The following is a 17,309-nucleotide window of genomic DNA, read 5'->3' as shown; positions in this document are numbered from 1 at the left end:
CGGCTGCCCGCTGGGTAGGTTCGGGCCGAGCTGACTGGGGAACGGGGGCGGCGACAGTTGGGGTGGCGCGAGGAGATCGCTACGGCGCTAGGCGAATTGATCGCGATGACGGGAGGTGCTGGGAGGACCGCCCGCTGGCAGCGGATCGGGCGTGCGGTCCGCACCGGCGAGCCGGGCCGTTACGCGGTCGACCTGCGCGGCTCCGACATCGGACCGGACCAGCTGGACGGGCTGCGGCTCGCGGGCCCGGAGTCGGACGGTATCGAGGCAGACGGGTTCTCCGTTTCCGAGACAGTGCAGAACGGTTCCCTGCTCATACTGAAGGTCGCCGAGTTCGCCGACATCGCCGATCCGTATCTGTGGATGCTGAAGCAGCCCCCGACCTTTCTCGTCGAGGCACTGCGCGACGGCATCGCGGGGCTGGGCGAGGCTCCTCTGGCAGCTGCGCTGGCCGCGCGGGTGATCGGCGGGGAGTCTTCTCCGGCTCCTGACCCTCCGGGCTTTCACCCTGCCCAGAGCGATGCCTATCGCGCCTGCCTCGGCAAGGGAGTCCATCTGATCTGGGGGCCGCCGGGTACGGGCAAGACAACGGTCCTCAAGCGCGCCATCGGTGACCTCATCGCTCGTGGCGAACGGGTTCTGCTGGTCTCCGCCACCAACGTCGCGGTGGACAACGCCCTGCTGGGTGTCGTCAAGGAGAACCGTCACAGTCCCGGTGCCATCGTCCGCGTAGGCCCTCCTCAGCTGAGAGAGGTCGCTGACAACCCGGAGGTGTCGCTGCCACTGATGGTGCGTGAACGTCTCGCGGAGACAGCCGAGCAGCGCCGCAAGATCGAGGCGGCGCTGGTGGACATCCGTGCGCGCGGAGAGGAGTTGGCAGCTCTGGATACGGCGCTCGTACGCTTCGATTCGCCCGCGTACTTCGCGGCGCTGAAGCTGCTGCGCACGCCCGGCCAGGATCTCGCATCCGTCCAGGCCCGGGCAGCGGAGGGCCGGGCCCTGGTCGAGGAGGCAGAGGTGACGCGGGAGGCCGCTGACGCAGCGGCGATCGAGGCTCAGGCACGCTGGGACAAGACAGACGCATCACGCCGCCAGTGGGACGAGGTCAGTCGGCTACGGAAGGAGCAACTCCGCGTCCGGAAAGCAGCGGAACGCAGAGAGGCCGATGTCCTGATGGCCGAGGACGGCCTCCGTGACCTTCAAGGGGAGTTGCGGACGCTGGAAAGCAAGGGGTCCATGGCCCGATGGCGCAGCCGCGACAAGCGGCAGGAACTTCTCGAGCAGCTGGCCACAGCCGAGAAGGACATCTCCCGTAAGCGCCTCGATGCGAAGGACGCACGCACGACGGCGACCACACATATCGCCACGCTGGAGACGCAGCTGGCAGAGCTGATCGCGACCATCGTGCACAAGCCAGAGGAGATCGTTGCGCGCGGGAACGCGCTCCGGTCCGCGGAGGCGGGGCAAGTGTCCGCCAGACAACACGAGTCCAACTGCCGGCAGGAGTCCGGCCGACGGGAACAAGCCGCCACGCGCACCATGAAGGCGGCGGACCTCACCGCATACGCCCAACAACAGGACTGGCCCGCTCTCCACGTCCGAGCCGAGCGAATACGGCCGCAGGTGACAGTCGACAGCGAGCAACGGGCCTCATTGGAAGAGCAATTCCAGCAGGTTCAGGAAGCGTATGAACGCCTCGCCCGCAACGCGCAGGGCGAAATCATCAAAGGTGCCAAGCTCGTGGCCACCACCCTCGCCCGCTTCCGCACCAACAAGGCCGTCTTCAAGGGTCCGTACGACGTTGTCCTGGTCGACGAAGCAGGTGCTGCGACCTTGCCCGAGGTGATCCTCGCAACGGCGAAGGCGACATGCACAGCAGTACTGCTCGGTGACTTCATGCAGCTCGGTCCCGTCATCGAGTCGAGGCTCAAAGATCTGGACCGTCCGGACGTGAAGCGATGGCTGCTTCCCGACGTCTTCCAGCACTGTGGGATACAGGACCCGCAGGACGCGCAGCGGCATCCGGCCTGCGTCACCCTTTTCCAGCAGCACCGCTTCGGACCAGCGGTCATGCGCCTTGCCAACACGCTCGCCTACGGCGGGGTGCTGGAAGGCGGCAGACAAGCTGCGGCGCCGAGGCCGCCGGACGATCCCGAGATCGTCATCGTCGACACCGACGGGCTGCATGAGCTGGCCAGGGCTCACCTGACCGGCAGCCGAAGCGGCTGGTGGCCGGCGGGTTCTCTGATCGCCAGAGCACTGGTGGAGTACCACCGCGAGAAGGGCGAGGAGGCGGGGATCGTCACACCCTACGGGGTTCAGGCGGACACGACCCTGGAGGCTCTACGGGATGTCGAGGGCCGAGGTGGCCCCCTGGCCGAGGTGGGCACGGCGCACCGATTCCAGGGACGGGAGTTCCCCGTGGTCGTCTTCGACACTGTGGAGGGCGCAGACAGCCGGGAACTCTGGATGGCGTTGGCGCGTCGGGGGCCTGGGGCCAACGACTGGGAACGGGATGGCGTACGCCTGTTCAACGTCGCGGCCACGCGCGTCCAGACGCGGCTGTACGTCATTGCCAGCTGGCAGCGCATCGAGTCCTCGAAGAACGACAAGGTGTTCACACACCTGGCTGCGATGGTCAACACCCCCGGAGTGCGCCGCCTGCAGGCCAAACACCTGATCACGCCGCCCCAGAAGGACAACCCGATGCTGGGCGGGTTCGGAGCAGCTCTCGCCGATGTCCTGGCCCGGCATGTGGAAGTGACCGATATCCAGGACGAGCTGGCGTTCTTCAGGGCCTTCGAGGACGAGATCCGCACGGCACGGACCTCACTGTGGCTGTGGGCCCCATGGGTGGCGAACCGGGTACGCAGCATCCTGCCCCTGCTCCGGGACGCGGCCCAGCGCGGAGTGCGGATCACGGTGTTCCTGCGCGACGACACGGACCAGATTCAGAGCCGGCCGATCAACCAGGCGCTGATCGCGGACCTCCGGGCTGTGGTGGACACAGTCGTCCCCGTCAACGTCATGCACCAGAAGATCGTGGTGATCGACGAACGGACCGTAATGATCGGCAGCCTCAATGCGCTGTCCCAGAGCTGGACCCGTGAGGTGATGCTGACCATGCACGGCGGCCATTTCGCACGCAAGCTGCTTCAGCAGCAGCACGCCGAGCTGTTCGCCCGCCCGCCGAAGTGCGGCCGCTGCGGCGGCAGAAGCATCGAACTCCGCCGCCGGACGAACGGCACCTGGTTCTGGCGCTGTTACGACACCACCTGCAAGACAGGCCCGTCGGGCCGCAGCAACGCCTGGAATCAGAACATCCAGCTGGCCGGCGGCAGGCCCTGAGGTCCGGGATCCGCTGCGCGCAGCCCTGCACCCCCGGTCACCGCTGCAGCTCAGGCCCCGTAGGGAGGACCAATGAATCGAACATCCTTTCCTCGATGACGCCGGTGTGCAGTAGGGGCTTTGCCGGATACTTCCCATCGTTGGAAAGTCGGTGGGCGGGAGAGGCCGTTGATGAAGTTCGAGGACCGGGTTCCCTTCGTGGTCCGGTTGGATGCCGAGGACCGGCAGGCCCTCTTCGAGAGCGGGACACCTCTCACCTTCGCCGTACGGCAGGTGCTGCTTCAGGAGCATGAGCCCTCGGCACACGCACTGATCCTTCTGTCCGGCTGGACGAAGGTGACCTCGGCGGCCGCGAACGGCTACGAGGCGCTGTTGGCGCTGCGGGGTCCCGGCGACATCGTCGGGGAAGGGGCCGTACTCAGCGGACGTCCCAGAGGGGCGACCGTGACGGCGCTGGGACGGGTCGAGGCCCTGGCCGTCGACGCCGACCGGTTCAGCAGGCTCCTCGATGACCGACCTGGCATTTCGCGGAAGTTGCTGACGCTGACTGCGGACCGGATGCGTGACAGCGACCGTCGACGCGTGCAGTACGCGGCCCTGAACGTGCAGGAGCGATTGGCCCTGTTGTTGCTGGAACTGATCGACAGCCACGGGGAGGACACGGAGAACGGAGTACAGCTGACGCCCGGGCTAACCCAGAGCGAGCTGGCCGGTTCGGTGGGCGCCTCAAGGGAAGCGGTGGCCCGGTTGCTGAAGGGGCTGCGGGAGCGCGGCATCGTGCGCACCGGGCGGCGGGGTCTGGTGGTGGTGCGACCGGACGTGCTGCGGAGGATGGCGGGCCAGGAGTACCGGTGAAGCGCGTCCGGGGCCTGCACGGTATGCAGGTTCCGTTGTGTGCACATGGTCACATTCGGAGTGTGCTAGGTTCCATCGCCTCCAACTCGGTTCCGGTGGCACCTTTTCGGTGTCCCGAAGGCCTTCACCGGCCTGCATCTCCAGTGGAAGGCGACCATGCGCGAGCCTGTCAACCGGACCATCCTGCTCCTCGACATTGAGCGGTTCAGCCGCGGTGACGACGTGGTGCAGGCCGTCCTCCGGCGCACCCTGAACACGGTCGTCGACCAGTTATTGGAGGCTGCGGGTGCCGAGGCCACCCAGCAGTACCGTGAGGACCGCGGTGACGGTCTGATCGTGCTCATCAGCGGAGACGTGGCCAAGACCGCGGTCCTCCGCTCGCTCATCACCGTCACACCCGAACTCCTCCACGACCACAACCGCTTGGCATCGGTCAGCGCGCAGATGCGACTGCGGATGGTGCTCGCCGCGGGCGAGGTCGCTCACGACCCGCAGGCGGGCACCACGGGAGGGCTCGTCGGGCACGACCTCAATCAGGCCTGCCGGCTGCTCGACTCAGACGCCCTGCGCACCGCCCTCGCCGAGCAGACGGACCGGGGCTGCGTCCTGGCGGTGAGCGACCCGGTCTACGAGGGGATCGTCCGTCACGGCCATCACGGGGTCCGGCCGGAGCTCTTCCGGCGAACGGATGTGAAGGTCAAGGACGGTGTGCTGTCGGCCTGGCTCCATCCGGCCGACCAGGCTGAGCAGGCGGCCGCCCCCTCGCCCGTCTCCAGGCCGCAGGAGCGGCCCCGGTCGCCCCAGCCTCCCCAGCCTCCCCAGCCTCAGGAGCAACGCGGGGGCGCAGTCTTCCACTTCCACGGCGCCCCGGTGGTGCACGGTTCACTGGTCGGTGGCGACCAGCACGGCGTCAGCGGCGGCCAGGTGACCGGCAATGTGGTCCTCGGCGGATCCGTCGCCGGACCGGCCCCGGCCAAGCCCGCCGACGACGCCCGGCCCGAGCAGCCCGAGCACGGGAGCCGGTCGTGAGCGCACCGCACGAGCACCAGAACGCTGCACAGCCCGCACAGTCCGCCGATCTGCCGGGACACACGGGGGTTGCCCCGGCAGATCCGGCGCCTGACGCGCACACCGCGCCCGACCCCGGCTCCGGCTCCGGCTCCGGCTCCGGCTCCGGCTCCGGCTCCGGCTCGGACGGAAACGACAACAACGCCGAGGGCGCAACCGAGTACGCCTGGGACTCCCGTCAAGATCTCTACCGCCACAGCCCGCGCTTCATGCTCGGCCGCTCTGCACAGCTGGGCGGCTCGCTCGTCGGCGGTGACCAGCACGGGGTCAGCGGCGGCCAGGTGACCGGCGACGTGATCCTCGGCGGCAGCAAGATCGAGTACCACCTGGGCGGCGACGGTGAGGAGAGGTCCGGCGAGATCCGGGGCGACAAAGTCGAGGCGCTGGCCCGGCACTTCGTCTTTCCGCGGATTACGGAGGACGGCGCACCGAGTCAGGAGGGGCACCGGCCCGCCGCGCACGGCGAGTGGGAACCCGGCAGCCCCTTCGACCTCGCACTCAGCAGCCTCCGCGAGCACCGCGTCGCCATCCTCTCCGGCCCCGCGACGACCGGACGTCAGACCGCGGCCCTCATGCTGCTGCGCGCCGTGGGCTCGACCGGCTACCGGGCCCTGGACCCGACGCTCTCCCCGGGCCGCCTGGCGGGCGAACTCCGCGACAAGTGCGGGCATCTCGTCGACGACTTCCCCACCACAGCCGAACGTCCCTTGCGTGAGCACCACTTACTCGCCCTGAGCGAGAAGCTGCAAGCAGCAGACAGCCACCTGGTCATCGTGGTCGGACCCCATCCCGTCATCCACGGCGCGCTCGGGCACGTGGCATGGCAGCCGCCGGAGCCCGCCGAACTGCTGCGCGGGCACCTGCGTCACAAGGACCTGGCGGACCGTGGCGTCGACGAGCTCCTCGCGCTCCCCGAGGTGCAGTCGGTCCTGGGGCACCGCAGGCCGGTGAACGACCTGGCCAACTTCGCCGACCGGATCGCCGCCTACGCCCAGGGGACCCTGTCCTTGCCCGATCTCGCCGCCTACGGTCACTACGCCGCCGAACGGCAAGTGCGGGCCTGGTTCGACGGTACCGAACAGAGCCTGCACGACAAGGCGTTCCTGATCGCACTCGCGACCTTCGACGAGGCCGCCTATCCCCTCACGGCCGAACTGAGCGACGTCCTCTTCGGCTTGCTGCAACGGATCGAGAATCCCGGGGAGCCGGCCTGCATCCCCGTCTTCGGCACCTCGAGCGCCCAGCGCGTCGAACACGCCCAGGCCGAGCGGTACCAGGAGGCCGAGGAGACCGAATGGGGCCCGGTGCTCCAGACGAAGGTGCAGTTCCGGGATCCCTACACGGCCATCACGCTCCTCCGCGAGATCTGGACCGGCCACCCGTCGGCCCGCCCGGCGCTCGTGGCCTGGCTGCGCCGCCTGGCGGACGACCCCCGTCCCCTCGTACGCACCCGGGCGGCCTCCACCGCAGCGGTACTGACACAGACCGACCTGCCGTCGGCCATGGCCCTGCTCGTCCGTCCCTGGGCTGTGGAACAGCGGTTCCGCGCCCGACTGGCCGCCGCCAACGCACTCGCCCTCGCGCATCGCCTGGGCGCGCCCCACGTGCCGCGCATCCTGCGGGAGTGGTGTACCGCCCCCGATCACCGGCTGCGCTGGACGGCGGTGCGCACGTACGCACTCGTAGGGGAGGCGTTCCCCGTAGAGGCCGTCGAGGCGCTCAAGGACGCGGTACGTGGCATGGAGACGCGGGGCAAGACGGCCCCCGCCTGGCCGGAGGAGCTCGACGAACTCGCCCAGTCGGCAGCCACGTTACTGCTCGCGGCCGGCCAGAACGACGACGGCGAGGGGGCTGGCAGCGCTGCGGCCGAACTGTGGCCCGCACTCGTACCGTTGACGCGCAGCGGCATGACCCGTGAGTTCGCGCTGCGTACGGTCGTCCACGCCTGCGGCCCGACGGACACGGCCGGTGACGCGGGCCGCCCGCTGCTGCTCGACCAGTTCTGCAGGGCCGAGGCGACGGCCGGTACCCCCGGTGCGCTGCTCCGGCAGTCGCTCGCCGCTCTGTGGCGCAGCGTCCTGAACGACCCGCTGTCCTCCGCGTCCGGCCTGGAGGCCATGCGCCGCTGGGTCCGGGCGGCCGACGACGACCCGGACGCCGAACGCGCCCTTGCGGAGCTGCTCCCGCTCCTTGCCGTATCGGTCGAGGACACGAAACGCCTCGCCTATCTGCTGGAGAACTTGCGGAGCGAGGCGGACTCCGCTCCCCCTGCGGTGGCCCTCCGGCTGCTCGGGACCCTGTCCCCTGCGCACACGCCGACGGCCCCGGAACCGTTCCAAGGAGTAGCAACACCATGATGAGCCACCAGCCCCAGTGGCAGCAGAACGCCAACCGCGACTCGCAGATCGTCGACCCGGTCGTCATGATCCAGGAGCTGTCGCGCTTCAAGCCCCTGCGCACCACGCGCATCGACTACGCACTGGTCTTCACCACGGCTCAGGGCGGACTCGACACCTTTCTGCCGCCGACCCGCCCGAGCCGCACGGAACTTGCCACCCGCCGCTGGACCAGCGTGTACGAGGTGGACATGGGGCTGCACGACGCGGAAGCCGTGCTCGCACTGCCCAGCAGCAACGATGCCTTCCTCTTCGAAGTGTCCCTGAGCTGCAGCTGGCAGGTGCTGGATCCTGCCCGCTTCGTGGCGAGCGGGGAACGCCATGTGCCCGCGATGGTGCAGCGGCTCGTCGAGGACGCCGTGCGGCCGGTGCTGCACCGGCACGCGATGACGGACAGCGCGGCGGCGGAGCGGGAGGCGCAGCAGGCACTCGCTTCCGCCGGACAACTGGGGGCGATGGTCGGCCTGCACGTCCGGTGCGGCATCCAGATCCGCCGGGACGAGGCCACCCTCGAACACGAACGGCAACTGCGCGAGCTGGAGTTCGCGCGGCAGAAGCTCGAGCCCCAGCATGCCCTGCTGATGCGGGAGGACGAGCTGACGGCGCAGCGCGCACTCGCCCAGGGACAGCAGCAGCACCAGGTAGAACTGCAGAACCAGAACCTCGCTCACGAACGGCAGCTGCTCCAGGGCCGACAGGAACTGGAACTGCACGAGATCGAGGCCCAGAAGATCCAGTACTACGCGTACTACCTGGAGCAGGGCGGGCCCACCGCGATGGCCTTCCAGCTCGCCAGGCACCCCGAGGACACCCGGCTCGTCATGGAGAACCTCCGCGAGGACCAACTGCGCACCATGCAGAGCCAAATGGACATCGTCCTGCAGGCACTCGGCGGGGCCCCGGGCGGCCTCGAGGAACACCAGATGGACGAAACGCGCAGGATGGCGGTGAACCTGGCCAAGCAGTTCCTCAGCGCCAAGCGTCCTCCCTCGCTGCCCGACCATCTGCCCGCAGTCGAGGCACCGGCACAGCACGCGCAGGACGGGGCCGAACCTCCGGCTCCTCAGGACAGCACGGCCCCACCCGCCGCAGGCCCTGTCTTCGGCTACCGGGCCCCGAGCACTCCCTCGGACCAATGACGACCGGCGCTCCGGAGCCCACCGCTGCGGCTCCGGCAGCCGCATCGCGAACGGCCGAGCGCCTCTTGGCGGAGCTGCGCCAGGAGGCCGCCCGGGCCGACACCAAGAGCTCCGTACTGGTGGCGGTGCAGGCCATGGCGGCGTCCGGACTGATCGCAGTGCTTACCGGCCGCAGCTGGCGCCCGACGTCCCTCTCGGCACTCGGACAGGTCATGTGGTGGGCCGGCACTGCCGGCTTCCTCGCTTCGCTGCTCTCGCTGCTGATGACGGTGATTCCGCGCTACCGGTCGCGCGGGTGGCAACCCGGCCTGCCGCTCACTCACTTCGCGGACATCCGCAGTGCGGCCGGTTATGGGCCGACGGCACTGGAAGAGGCCCTGCACGAAACGGAGCGGGCTCCTGCGCCCGCACTCCTGTCGGCGCTCGCAGAGAACAGCCGGATCGTCGTCGGCAAGTACTGGTGGCTGCGCATGAGCATGGCCGGTTTCACGGCGGCGATGGTGCTGCTGCCGGTCGCGCTCCTCGTCGGCTGACCGCCGAGCACGTGGACAACCCTCAGGATCAGGAGACGTACAGCCATGCCCGAACAGGGCCGCACCGACGCACAGGGGCCCTCGGCTTTCCCGCCGAAGGTGCCGCCGCCGTATCCGACGATGCCGGCGCCGACGGGGTCGCCGCCGGTGTACCCGGGTGAAGGGGTGCCTCCGGCGTATCCGGGCGAGGCGGTGCCTCCGCCGCACCCGGGTGAAGGCCTGCCCTCCTACCCGGGCGAGGGAGCAACGACTGTCGCAAGCCGCCCAGTTGACGCGCTCCCAGGGGGCGGACCCGTGACCGAGTCGCAGGCGGCACCACCGGGGTACCCGGGGACTCCTCCACAGCCCCCGGCCAACCCCCCGAATCCGTATGCCGATCCACCCCACACCGCGCCGGAAGCACTCGCACCACCACCGCTCCCGCCCCTCCCGCCCTTCCCACCGGCAGGCGCGGTCGACCACGATGACCTGGCACTGCAGTCGGGGCGAAGGCACCTGAAGGCACATCAGCGAGGAGTGGACGGCGCCGCCCTCTCACAACTGCTGATGACGCTCCCGATCGCGCTGATCAGCCTCGCTGTGGTCACGTTCACCTTCTCCCTGATCAATGCCGGGCTCGGACTCATCATGACCTTTGCCTGGCTGCTGTCAGGCCCCTTGGTCTTCAACCACACCGTCGAAGCGGCCATTGCACAGCGCCTGTTGGGCATGCGACAGCCCACACCCGAAGAAGCGGCTCGGCTGTGGACAGTGTGGGAACAGGTGACACGTCGCGCCGGCGTAAGCCAGGGCACCTACGTGCTGTGGGTCCAGGAACGTGCCGAACTGAACGCAACGGCGGCGGCCGGCCACATCGTCGCTGTCACCCGGCATGCGATGGACCGCCTGCCCAACTCCCAGCTGGCGGCCATCCTCGCCCACGAACTGGGCCACCACGTAGGCGGACACACATGGGCGGCCATGCTCGCCGACTGGTACGCATTGCCGGCCAGAACGGTGGGGCGATGGATCTTGGCGGGCCTGACCGGGCTCCTGAGGTCGAAAAACGTAGCGGGCGTGGCCTGCGGAGGCTGCCTGTCGCTGTTCATCCTCTGGTTCCTGTACACGCTCACCTTCGAGGCATCGATGTGGTGGCTGGTCCTGCCCGTCACAACGGCCCCCCTGCTCATCGCCTGGCTGCACCGCCGCGCCGAACACCGCGCGGACGACTACGCCGCAGGCCTCGGTTTCGGCTCCCAGCTCATGTCGGTCCTGGCGGCAGAACACCAGGCCCGGTCCGGCCCAGGCATTCCGCCACCGGGCGCGGCACACCAGGGCGGCCACCTGGCGGGGAGGAATGCGCACACGAACTTCGAGGCTCGGTTGCTGCACTTGCAGCGGGGTGAGGCTGCCGGTGGCCAGACGTAGTCTGGGCGGCGGTAGTTGGTATTCCGGGCAGCAACATAGGCACAAGTTGACTTAGTGCAGCACAGTGCTTGCGGCGCCGCCCACGCTCCCCTGCCCTTCTCCAGAGGAGCTGCGGCGCGTTGACAAGTTCAATACGTGCCCCTATATCTGAATGGTCATCATACGTTTACGGTGTGCAATCGGACCTCGCGGTCATGAGGGACACGACCGCGCGGGCAAGTGCCGCGCAGGCCTGCACGCATGGGGGAGTGAGGGCGGCAGTGACCGAACGGCTGATCGGTGGACGGTTCCGGGTGTCCGGGGCCATCGGAGCCGGGAACATGGGCGAGGTGCACAGGGCCGAGGATCTGCACCGGGCATTGGGGGACCCGTTCCGGAGGGTCGCGGTGAAAACCATCCTCCGCCATCGATCCGGGGCCCTGGTCGAAACAGGTGCGGATCAGAAAGCTGTCAAGCGGTTTGCCCGCGAAGTGCGCATCATGCGACGCCTCGATCACCCCAACCTTACGCACCTCATCGACGGAGGCGTCGACGAAGCTGACGGTGGCCGCCCCTACCTCACCATGGAATTCCTGGAGGGCGAGACATTACGAGACCTCATCGAGGAAGAGGGTCAGCTTCCTCTCGACTGGACGGCTGCCATCGGCGCCCAGATCGCGGCTGGTCTGGCCGCGGCCCACGCAGCCGGCGTCGTCCATCGTGATCTCAAACCGGCCAACATCATGCTGACCACAGGCGGCACGGTGAAGGTCCTCGACTTCGGCATGGGGCGGATCGCCGACGATCCCGACGACACGCGGCTCACCAGCACGGGAGTCACCGTAGGCACAGCCCGGTACATGGCTCCTGAGCAGTTCGAGGCCAAGCAGGTCACCCAGGCGGCCGACCTGTACGCACTCGGCTGCGTGCTCTACGAGATGCTGGCAGGCGTCCCGCCCTTCGCCAGCGGGTCTGCCTATGAGCTGGGGCACAAACACCTCACCCAGACGCCTGCCCCCGTGCGGCTGGTGCGGCCCGCAGTCTCCACGGAACTCGCGCGCCTGGTGGACCGACTGCTGGCCAAGGACCCCGCCGAGCGCCCCGCTGACGCGGCCGCCGTACGCGATGCCTTACTGCCTCTGATCGATGCAGGCGGCAGAGACGACGGCTTGTCCACGCTCCCTCACTGGGGTGCCCTCGACCCCGTCCACGCTCTGCGGACCGCCTCAGCCGCGCCACCACCCGCTCCGCCGGCGCTGAAACACCCGCGCCTGTCATCCGGCGACGCAGCCATGGACGTCTTCGGCATCCACCGTGCGCTCATCGAGGACTACCGTTCCTTCACCGAGGGCGGCACCGTCATCCGCGACGACCGGATCGCCGAGTTCGTCGAGGACGACCTCAATGCCAAGTCGCAGTGGCCAGATCCCTGGCTCTCACTCAACCCGTTCTTCAAGAGCGGCGGTACGGTCGACGAATTATCCCGGCAAGGCGTCCTGCACGAGGAGTGCGCCCGGATCTTCCAGACGAAGAAGACCGGAGGCGGCACCGTACCCGACGGCCGTCCATTGACACTCCATCAACATCAGCGTAGCGCCATCGATGCCGCCGAATCCCACGCATCGTACGTCCTGACGACCGGTACTGGCTCAGGCAAGTCGCTCGGGTACATCGTCCCGATTGTGAACAGGGTGCTTCACGAACGGGACGCCGAAGGGCCCCAAGCCGCCAAGCGGGTGCGGGCGATCATCGTGTACCCCATGAATGCCCTCGCCAACAGCCAGCTCAGGGAACTGGAGAAGTACCTCCGCGACGGCTATGGCGCGGGCCGGGAGCCGGTGACCTTCGCCCGGTACACGGGTCAGGAGGACGACGCGAAGCGCAAGGAGATCCGGGACAATCCGCCGGACATCCTCCTCACCAACTACGTGATGCTGGAACTGATGCTGACCCGTCCCGCCGACCGGGACAGCCTCATCAAGATGGCCCGGGGTCTGGAGTTCCTGGTCTTCGACGAGCTGCACACCTACCGCGGCCGACAGGGTGCCGACGTGGCGCTGCTGATCCGCCGGGTCCGCGATGCCTGCAAGGCGCGGAACCTGCAGTGCGTCGGCACCTCGGCCACCATGTCGACGGAAGGCACGCCCGACGACCAGAAGAAGGTCGTTGCCGAGGTGGCGAGCACCCTGTTCGGTACGGCCGTCCGCCCGGAACACGTCATCGGCGAGACGCTCGTCCGCGCAACCGATGAAGCACCTCGCACCGTTCCTGCCGAGCGCCTCACAGCGCCAGGTGCCCCGCGACCTTACGACGATCTTGTACAGGACCCCTTGGCCCGTTGGATCGAGAGCCGCTTCGGTCTTGCCGAGGACGAGACCACGGGCAGGCTGGTGCGCCGTCGGCCCGCGAAGATCGAAGCCGCTGCCAAGGAGCTGGCCGCACAGTCCGGAGTCGGTGAGGAAGACTGCGCCGCCGCCATCCGAGCCACGCTGGAGGCGGGTTCGCAGGCGCGGCATCGGGTGACCGAACGCCCCCTGTTCGCCTTCCGGCTGCACCAGTTCCTCTCCAAGGGCGACACGGTGTATGTCACTCTCGAGGACAAGCTCACCCGCCATCGCACCCGTTCCTACCAGCTGGAGAAGCCGCGCAGCGGCGGCAAGCTACTGATGCCGCTGGCGTTCTGCCGCGAATGCGGACAGGAATATCTGACGGTCTGGCGCAATGAGAAGGACGGCCAAGTCCGTTACGAGGCACGCCGTGACACCTCCGCCTCGGGCGGCCGGCAGGGCGACGGCTACCTGTACGTCGACGACGAACGGGCATGGCCGTCCGATCTTCAATACGCGGTGGACGACCGCCGTCTACCGGAGTCCTGGCTGGAGTTGGACGAACGAGGCCAGGAGGTGGTGAAGAAGACATACCTTGGCCGCGTGCCGCGCGCCGTCACGGTCGACCCGCTGGGCTATGAGGGCCGCGGTGAACTCCAGGCGGCTTTCATCCCTTCCCCCTTCCCCTTCTGCCTGCACTGTGGGGTGGCGTACGAGCAGACACGCGGCAAGGACTTCGCAAAGCTCGCGACGCTCGACCAGGAAGGCCGGTCCTCCGCAACTTCGCTGATCTCCGCCTCGGTGGTGCGGTCGCTGAAGGCAGTCCCCGCAGAGGCATTGGACGAGAAGGCCCGCAAGCTCCTCACCTTCGTCGACAACCGGCAGGACGCGTCTCTCCAAGCAGGCCACTTCAACGACTTCGTCCAGATCACCCAGCTGCGCGGTGCCCTGTACCGGGCGGCCCTGGACGCAGGCGAGGACGGCTTGCACCACGAGGAGCTGGCCTCCGCCGTGACGAGCGCGCTTGCCGTCGACCCGGTTGCCTACACCGGAGAAAGCGACCTGCCTCCGTCCATTGCCCGCAATGCCTCCAGGACGTTCCGCGACGTAGTCGCGTTCCGGCTCTACCTCGATCTGGAGCGTGGCTGGCGCATCACCATGCCGAACCTTGAACAGACGGGTCTGCTGGAGATCGACTATGAGGATCTGGCCTGGGTCGCCGGAAAGCAGGACCGGTGGGCCGGCACGCACCGGGCGCTGCGCGATGCCGACCCCGCGCTTCGCGCCGAGATCACGAAGGCTCTGCTCGACGAGATGCGCCGCTCCCTCGCGATCGACGTGTCGTACTTCCGCGACGACTTCGACTCGCTGCAGCGGGCGAGCGAGGAGCGGCTGGTGAACCCCTGGGTGCTGTCCGCCTCCGACAAGCCACGTGTGGGCACCGCCTACCCTCACCCGTCCCGCCCGGGTATGGAGCGCTCCGGCCTGTTCCTGTCGGCGCGCGGCAAGTTCGGCAAGTATCTGCGGCGCGCCGACCGGTCGTTCCAAGAACTCGACACCGGCGATCTCCAGCTGGTCATCGAGGAGTTGCTGAAAGTCCTGGCGAAAGCAGGCCTGGTCAAGGAAGTGGCGCACACCCCGCAGCGCGCCGACCGCCACCGCAGGCCGACCGCCACAGTGCCGACCGGCTACCGGGTTGCCGCCCAGTCACTCGTCTGGCGTGCGCGCAACGGCGAGACCGGTGCACACGATCCGCTGACGCGCACCTACCAGAGCGGCGACGGTCCTCGTGTCAACACCTTCTTCCGTGACCTCTACAAGGACACGGCGAGCGCTCTGTCGGGGTTGTTCGCGCGCGAGCACACCGCGCAGGTCGCGCCGGAGGAACGGGAGAAGCGGGAAGACGCCTTCCGCAACGCCGAGTTGAAGCTGCTGTACTGCTCCCCCACCATGGAGCTGGGTGTCGACATCTCCTCGCTGAACGCCGTGATGATGCGCAATGTGCCGCCGACTCCGGCGAATTACGCGCAGCGCTCGGGCCGTGCAGGCCGCAGCGGGCAGCCCGCCCTGGTGACCACGTACTGCGCCACGGGCAACAGCCATGACCAGTACTACTTCCGCCGGTCAGAGCGGATGGTGGCGGGCGCGGTCACCCCGCCGCGTCTGGATCTCGCGAACGAGGATCTGGTCCTCTCCCACCTCCAGGCCATCTGGGCAGCCGAGGCCGGGCTAGCGCTCGGGCGGGCGATTCCTGACGTCCTGGACGTGTCGCAGCCGGACACCGGCGACTGTCCCGACCTGGACCTGGAACTGCTGCCCCGCGTCCGCCATGCTTCCCTGGACGAGAATGCCCAACGCCGCACCGTCGATGCGGCGTTACGTGTCCTGGGTCCGCTGCTGCGCGACTTCGCCGAGACCACCTGGTGGCACGACGACTGGATCCAGGACAAGGTACGGACGGCGCCGGAGCGGTTCGACCGGGCATTCGACCGATGGCGCCAGCTGTACCGGGCGGCGCTCGATGATCAATACATCCAGAACAAACGGCGCCTCGACTACAGCCTCACCGAGGGTGACCGCAAGCGGGCGAACGCGCGGCGCTTCGAAGCGGAGACGCAGCTGAATCTGCTGATGAACCAGAGCGTCGACAGCAAGTCGGTCTTGTCGGACTTCAATCCGTACCGCTACCTGGCCTCCGAGGGGTTCCTGCCCGGCTACAGCTTCCCGCGCCTGCCGCTCGCCGCATACATTCCGAGGGCGGGGCATCGCCGCGCGGACGGTGACTATCTGCAGCGGCCGCGCTTCCTCGCCATCAGGGAGTTCGGGCCGGGTGCACTCATCTACCACGAGGGCGCCCGCTACCAGGTGACCCGCGTCCAGCTCCCGCCGGACTCCTCGGGTGACCTGGCAACCGGCTCCGCTCGCCGCTGCGCACAGTGCGGTTACCATCACGACCCGCAGGAACTCGAGGACCGCTGCACCATGTGCAGCGAGCCGCTGGGCCCGGAGACGACCGGCCTGCTCCATCTGCACACGGTGTACACCACGCCCCGGGAGCGGATCTCCTCCGACGAGGAGGAGCGGCGGCGGGCGGGCTTCAAGCTGGAGACGTCGTACCGTTTCCACGACCACGGCGCCCGCAAGGGCCGCCTGAACGCCTCCGTCACCGACTCTGCGGATGTCCCGCTCGCCGAGCTGGCGTACGGCGACTCGGCGACCGTCCGGATCACCAACGTCGGCCGGGTGCGTGCCAAGAGCGACGAACCGGCCGGCTACTGGTTGGATCTGGCCGACGGCCGGTGGATGAACGACAAGGACGCCGCCGAGGCATCCGGCGACTCCAGCGAACTGCCGGTGATCGATGCGGACGGCAGAGAGCGACGCCGCAGGAAGCGCGTCATCCCGTACGTGGAGGACCGCCGCAACATCCTCGTGGTGACACTCGGCCAGTCGCTGCAGGAGCCGGTTGCGCTGTCTCTGATGTACGCCCTCGAACGCGGGATCGAGGCCGCGTTCGAGCTGGAGGACGCGGAGCTGTCCAGCGAGCTGCTGCCACCGGACGACGGTCCTCGCAACCGCATCCTCTTCACGGAGGCCGCGGAGGGCGGCGCGGGTGTGCTGCGCCGTCTGCAGGCAGAGCCCGACGCCCTGGCGAAGGCGGCCCAGCACGCGCTGGCCATCTGCCACTTCGACGCGGACGGCAACGACCAGGGTGGTCCGCATCCTGACCGGCTGTGCGAACTGGGCTGCTACGAATGCCTGCTGACGTACGGGAATCAGCTGGTCCACGCACAGATCGACCGGCGCTCGGTACGCGACCTGCTGGTGCGGTTCGCATCCGCTACCGCCCGGCGCGAGTCCCGGGGGGAGTCTCGTTCGGAGCAGTACCGGCGATTGCTCGACCCGTTGTCCTCCGTTCCCACACGGGTCGAGTTGTCGGCCGCCGAGCTCGCGGCGCAGGGCGACTTCCTGGGCTGGGTGAAGGCCCGGGGACTGCGTCTGCCGGACGAGTCCGGAACGTTTCTCAAAGAGGTGAACGCGGGCCCGGACTTCGTCTACCGACTGCCCGGCGTGAATCTGGCGGTCTTCGTGGACCCCCCGGAAGAGAAACAGGACGCCTTCCGGGACGAGGAGGCCGAGGACCGTCTGCTCGACGCCGGCTGGGACTTCGTCCGCTTCCCGCACGGCGCGGACTGGGATGCCATTGCCGCCTCCCACGCCCGCGAATTCGGTGGCTCTGCCACCCACTGACCACGA

General features: G+C 68.5%; 8 protein-coding genes. All 8 read left to right on the top strand.

The window, feature by feature from the left end:
- Positions 1–105 precede the first annotated feature (105 nt).
- Complete coding sequence (locus tag ACWD4B_RS11085) at positions 106–3,348, top strand: AAA domain-containing protein (RefSeq protein ID WP_451420506.1); 3,243 nt, start codon at positions 106–108, stop codon at positions 3,346–3,348.
- A gap of 171 nt (positions 3,349–3,519) precedes the next feature.
- Positions 3,520–4,203 (top strand): Crp/Fnr family transcriptional regulator, encoded by a 684-nt coding sequence (locus ACWD4B_RS11080; protein ID WP_451420471.1) that lies wholly within the window; start codon positions 3,520–3,522, stop codon positions 4,201–4,203.
- Between the two features lie 156 nt (positions 4,204–4,359).
- Positions 4,360–5,232 (top strand): hypothetical protein, encoded by an 873-nt coding sequence (locus ACWD4B_RS11075; RefSeq protein WP_451420470.1) that lies wholly within the window; start codon positions 4,360–4,362, stop codon positions 5,230–5,232.
- Positions 5,229–7,628 carry a hypothetical protein gene (locus ACWD4B_RS11070; RefSeq protein WP_451420469.1) on the top strand — a complete coding sequence of 800 codons (2,400 nt, stop codon included), beginning with the start codon at positions 5,229–5,231 and terminating at the stop codon, positions 7,626–7,628. Before ACWD4B_RS11075 ends, ACWD4B_RS11070 begins: the two co-directional genes overlap by 4 nt.
- Positions 7,625–8,806, top strand: a complete 1,182-nt coding sequence (locus ACWD4B_RS11065; RefSeq protein ID WP_451420468.1) for a PE-PGRS family protein — start codon at positions 7,625–7,627, stop codon at positions 8,804–8,806. The genes ACWD4B_RS11070 and ACWD4B_RS11065 overlap by 4 nt, the downstream gene beginning before the upstream one ends.
- The gene (locus ACWD4B_RS11060) at positions 8,803–9,339 is read left to right on the top strand and encodes a Pycsar system effector family protein (RefSeq protein WP_451420467.1); all 537 of its coding nucleotides are present in this window, start codon (positions 8,803–8,805) and stop codon (positions 9,337–9,339) included. The genes ACWD4B_RS11065 and ACWD4B_RS11060 overlap by 4 nt, the downstream gene beginning before the upstream one ends.
- 516 nt (positions 9,340–9,855) lie before the next feature.
- Positions 9,856–10,746 carry a M48 family metalloprotease gene (locus ACWD4B_RS11055; RefSeq protein WP_451420466.1) on the top strand — a complete coding sequence of 297 codons (891 nt, stop codon included), beginning with the start codon at positions 9,856–9,858 and terminating at the stop codon, positions 10,744–10,746.
- Positions 10,747–10,940: 194 nt separating this feature from the next.
- Complete coding sequence (locus ACWD4B_RS11050; RefSeq protein ID WP_451420505.1) at positions 10,941–17,303, top strand: protein kinase domain-containing protein; 6,363 nt, start codon at positions 10,941–10,943, stop codon at positions 17,301–17,303.
- Positions 17,304–17,309: the final 6 nt, after the last annotated feature.

The organism is Streptomyces sp. NPDC002536, assembly GCF_053594995.1.
The sequence above is the reverse complement of the archived record's forward strand: the minus strand, read 5'-3'. Positions and strand labels throughout refer to the sequence as shown.

Coding starts and splice junctions, on each gene's coding strand:
- ACWD4B_RS11080 (WP_451420471.1), top strand. CDS start 3,520: ATGAAGTTCGAGGACCGGGTTCCCTTCGTGGTCCGGTTGGATGCCGAG.
- ACWD4B_RS11050 (WP_451420505.1), top strand. CDS start 10,941: ATGAGGGACACGACCGCGCGGGCAAGTGCCGCGCAGGCCTGCACGCAT.
- ACWD4B_RS11085 (WP_451420506.1), top strand. CDS start 106: ATGACGGGAGGTGCTGGGAGGACCGCCCGCTGGCAGCGGATCGGGCGT.
- ACWD4B_RS11065 (WP_451420468.1), top strand. CDS start 7,625: ATGATGAGCCACCAGCCCCAGTGGCAGCAGAACGCCAACCGCGACTCG.
- ACWD4B_RS11075 (WP_451420470.1), top strand. CDS start 4,360: ATGCGCGAGCCTGTCAACCGGACCATCCTGCTCCTCGACATTGAGCGG.
- ACWD4B_RS11060 (WP_451420467.1), top strand. CDS start 8,803: ATGACGACCGGCGCTCCGGAGCCCACCGCTGCGGCTCCGGCAGCCGCA.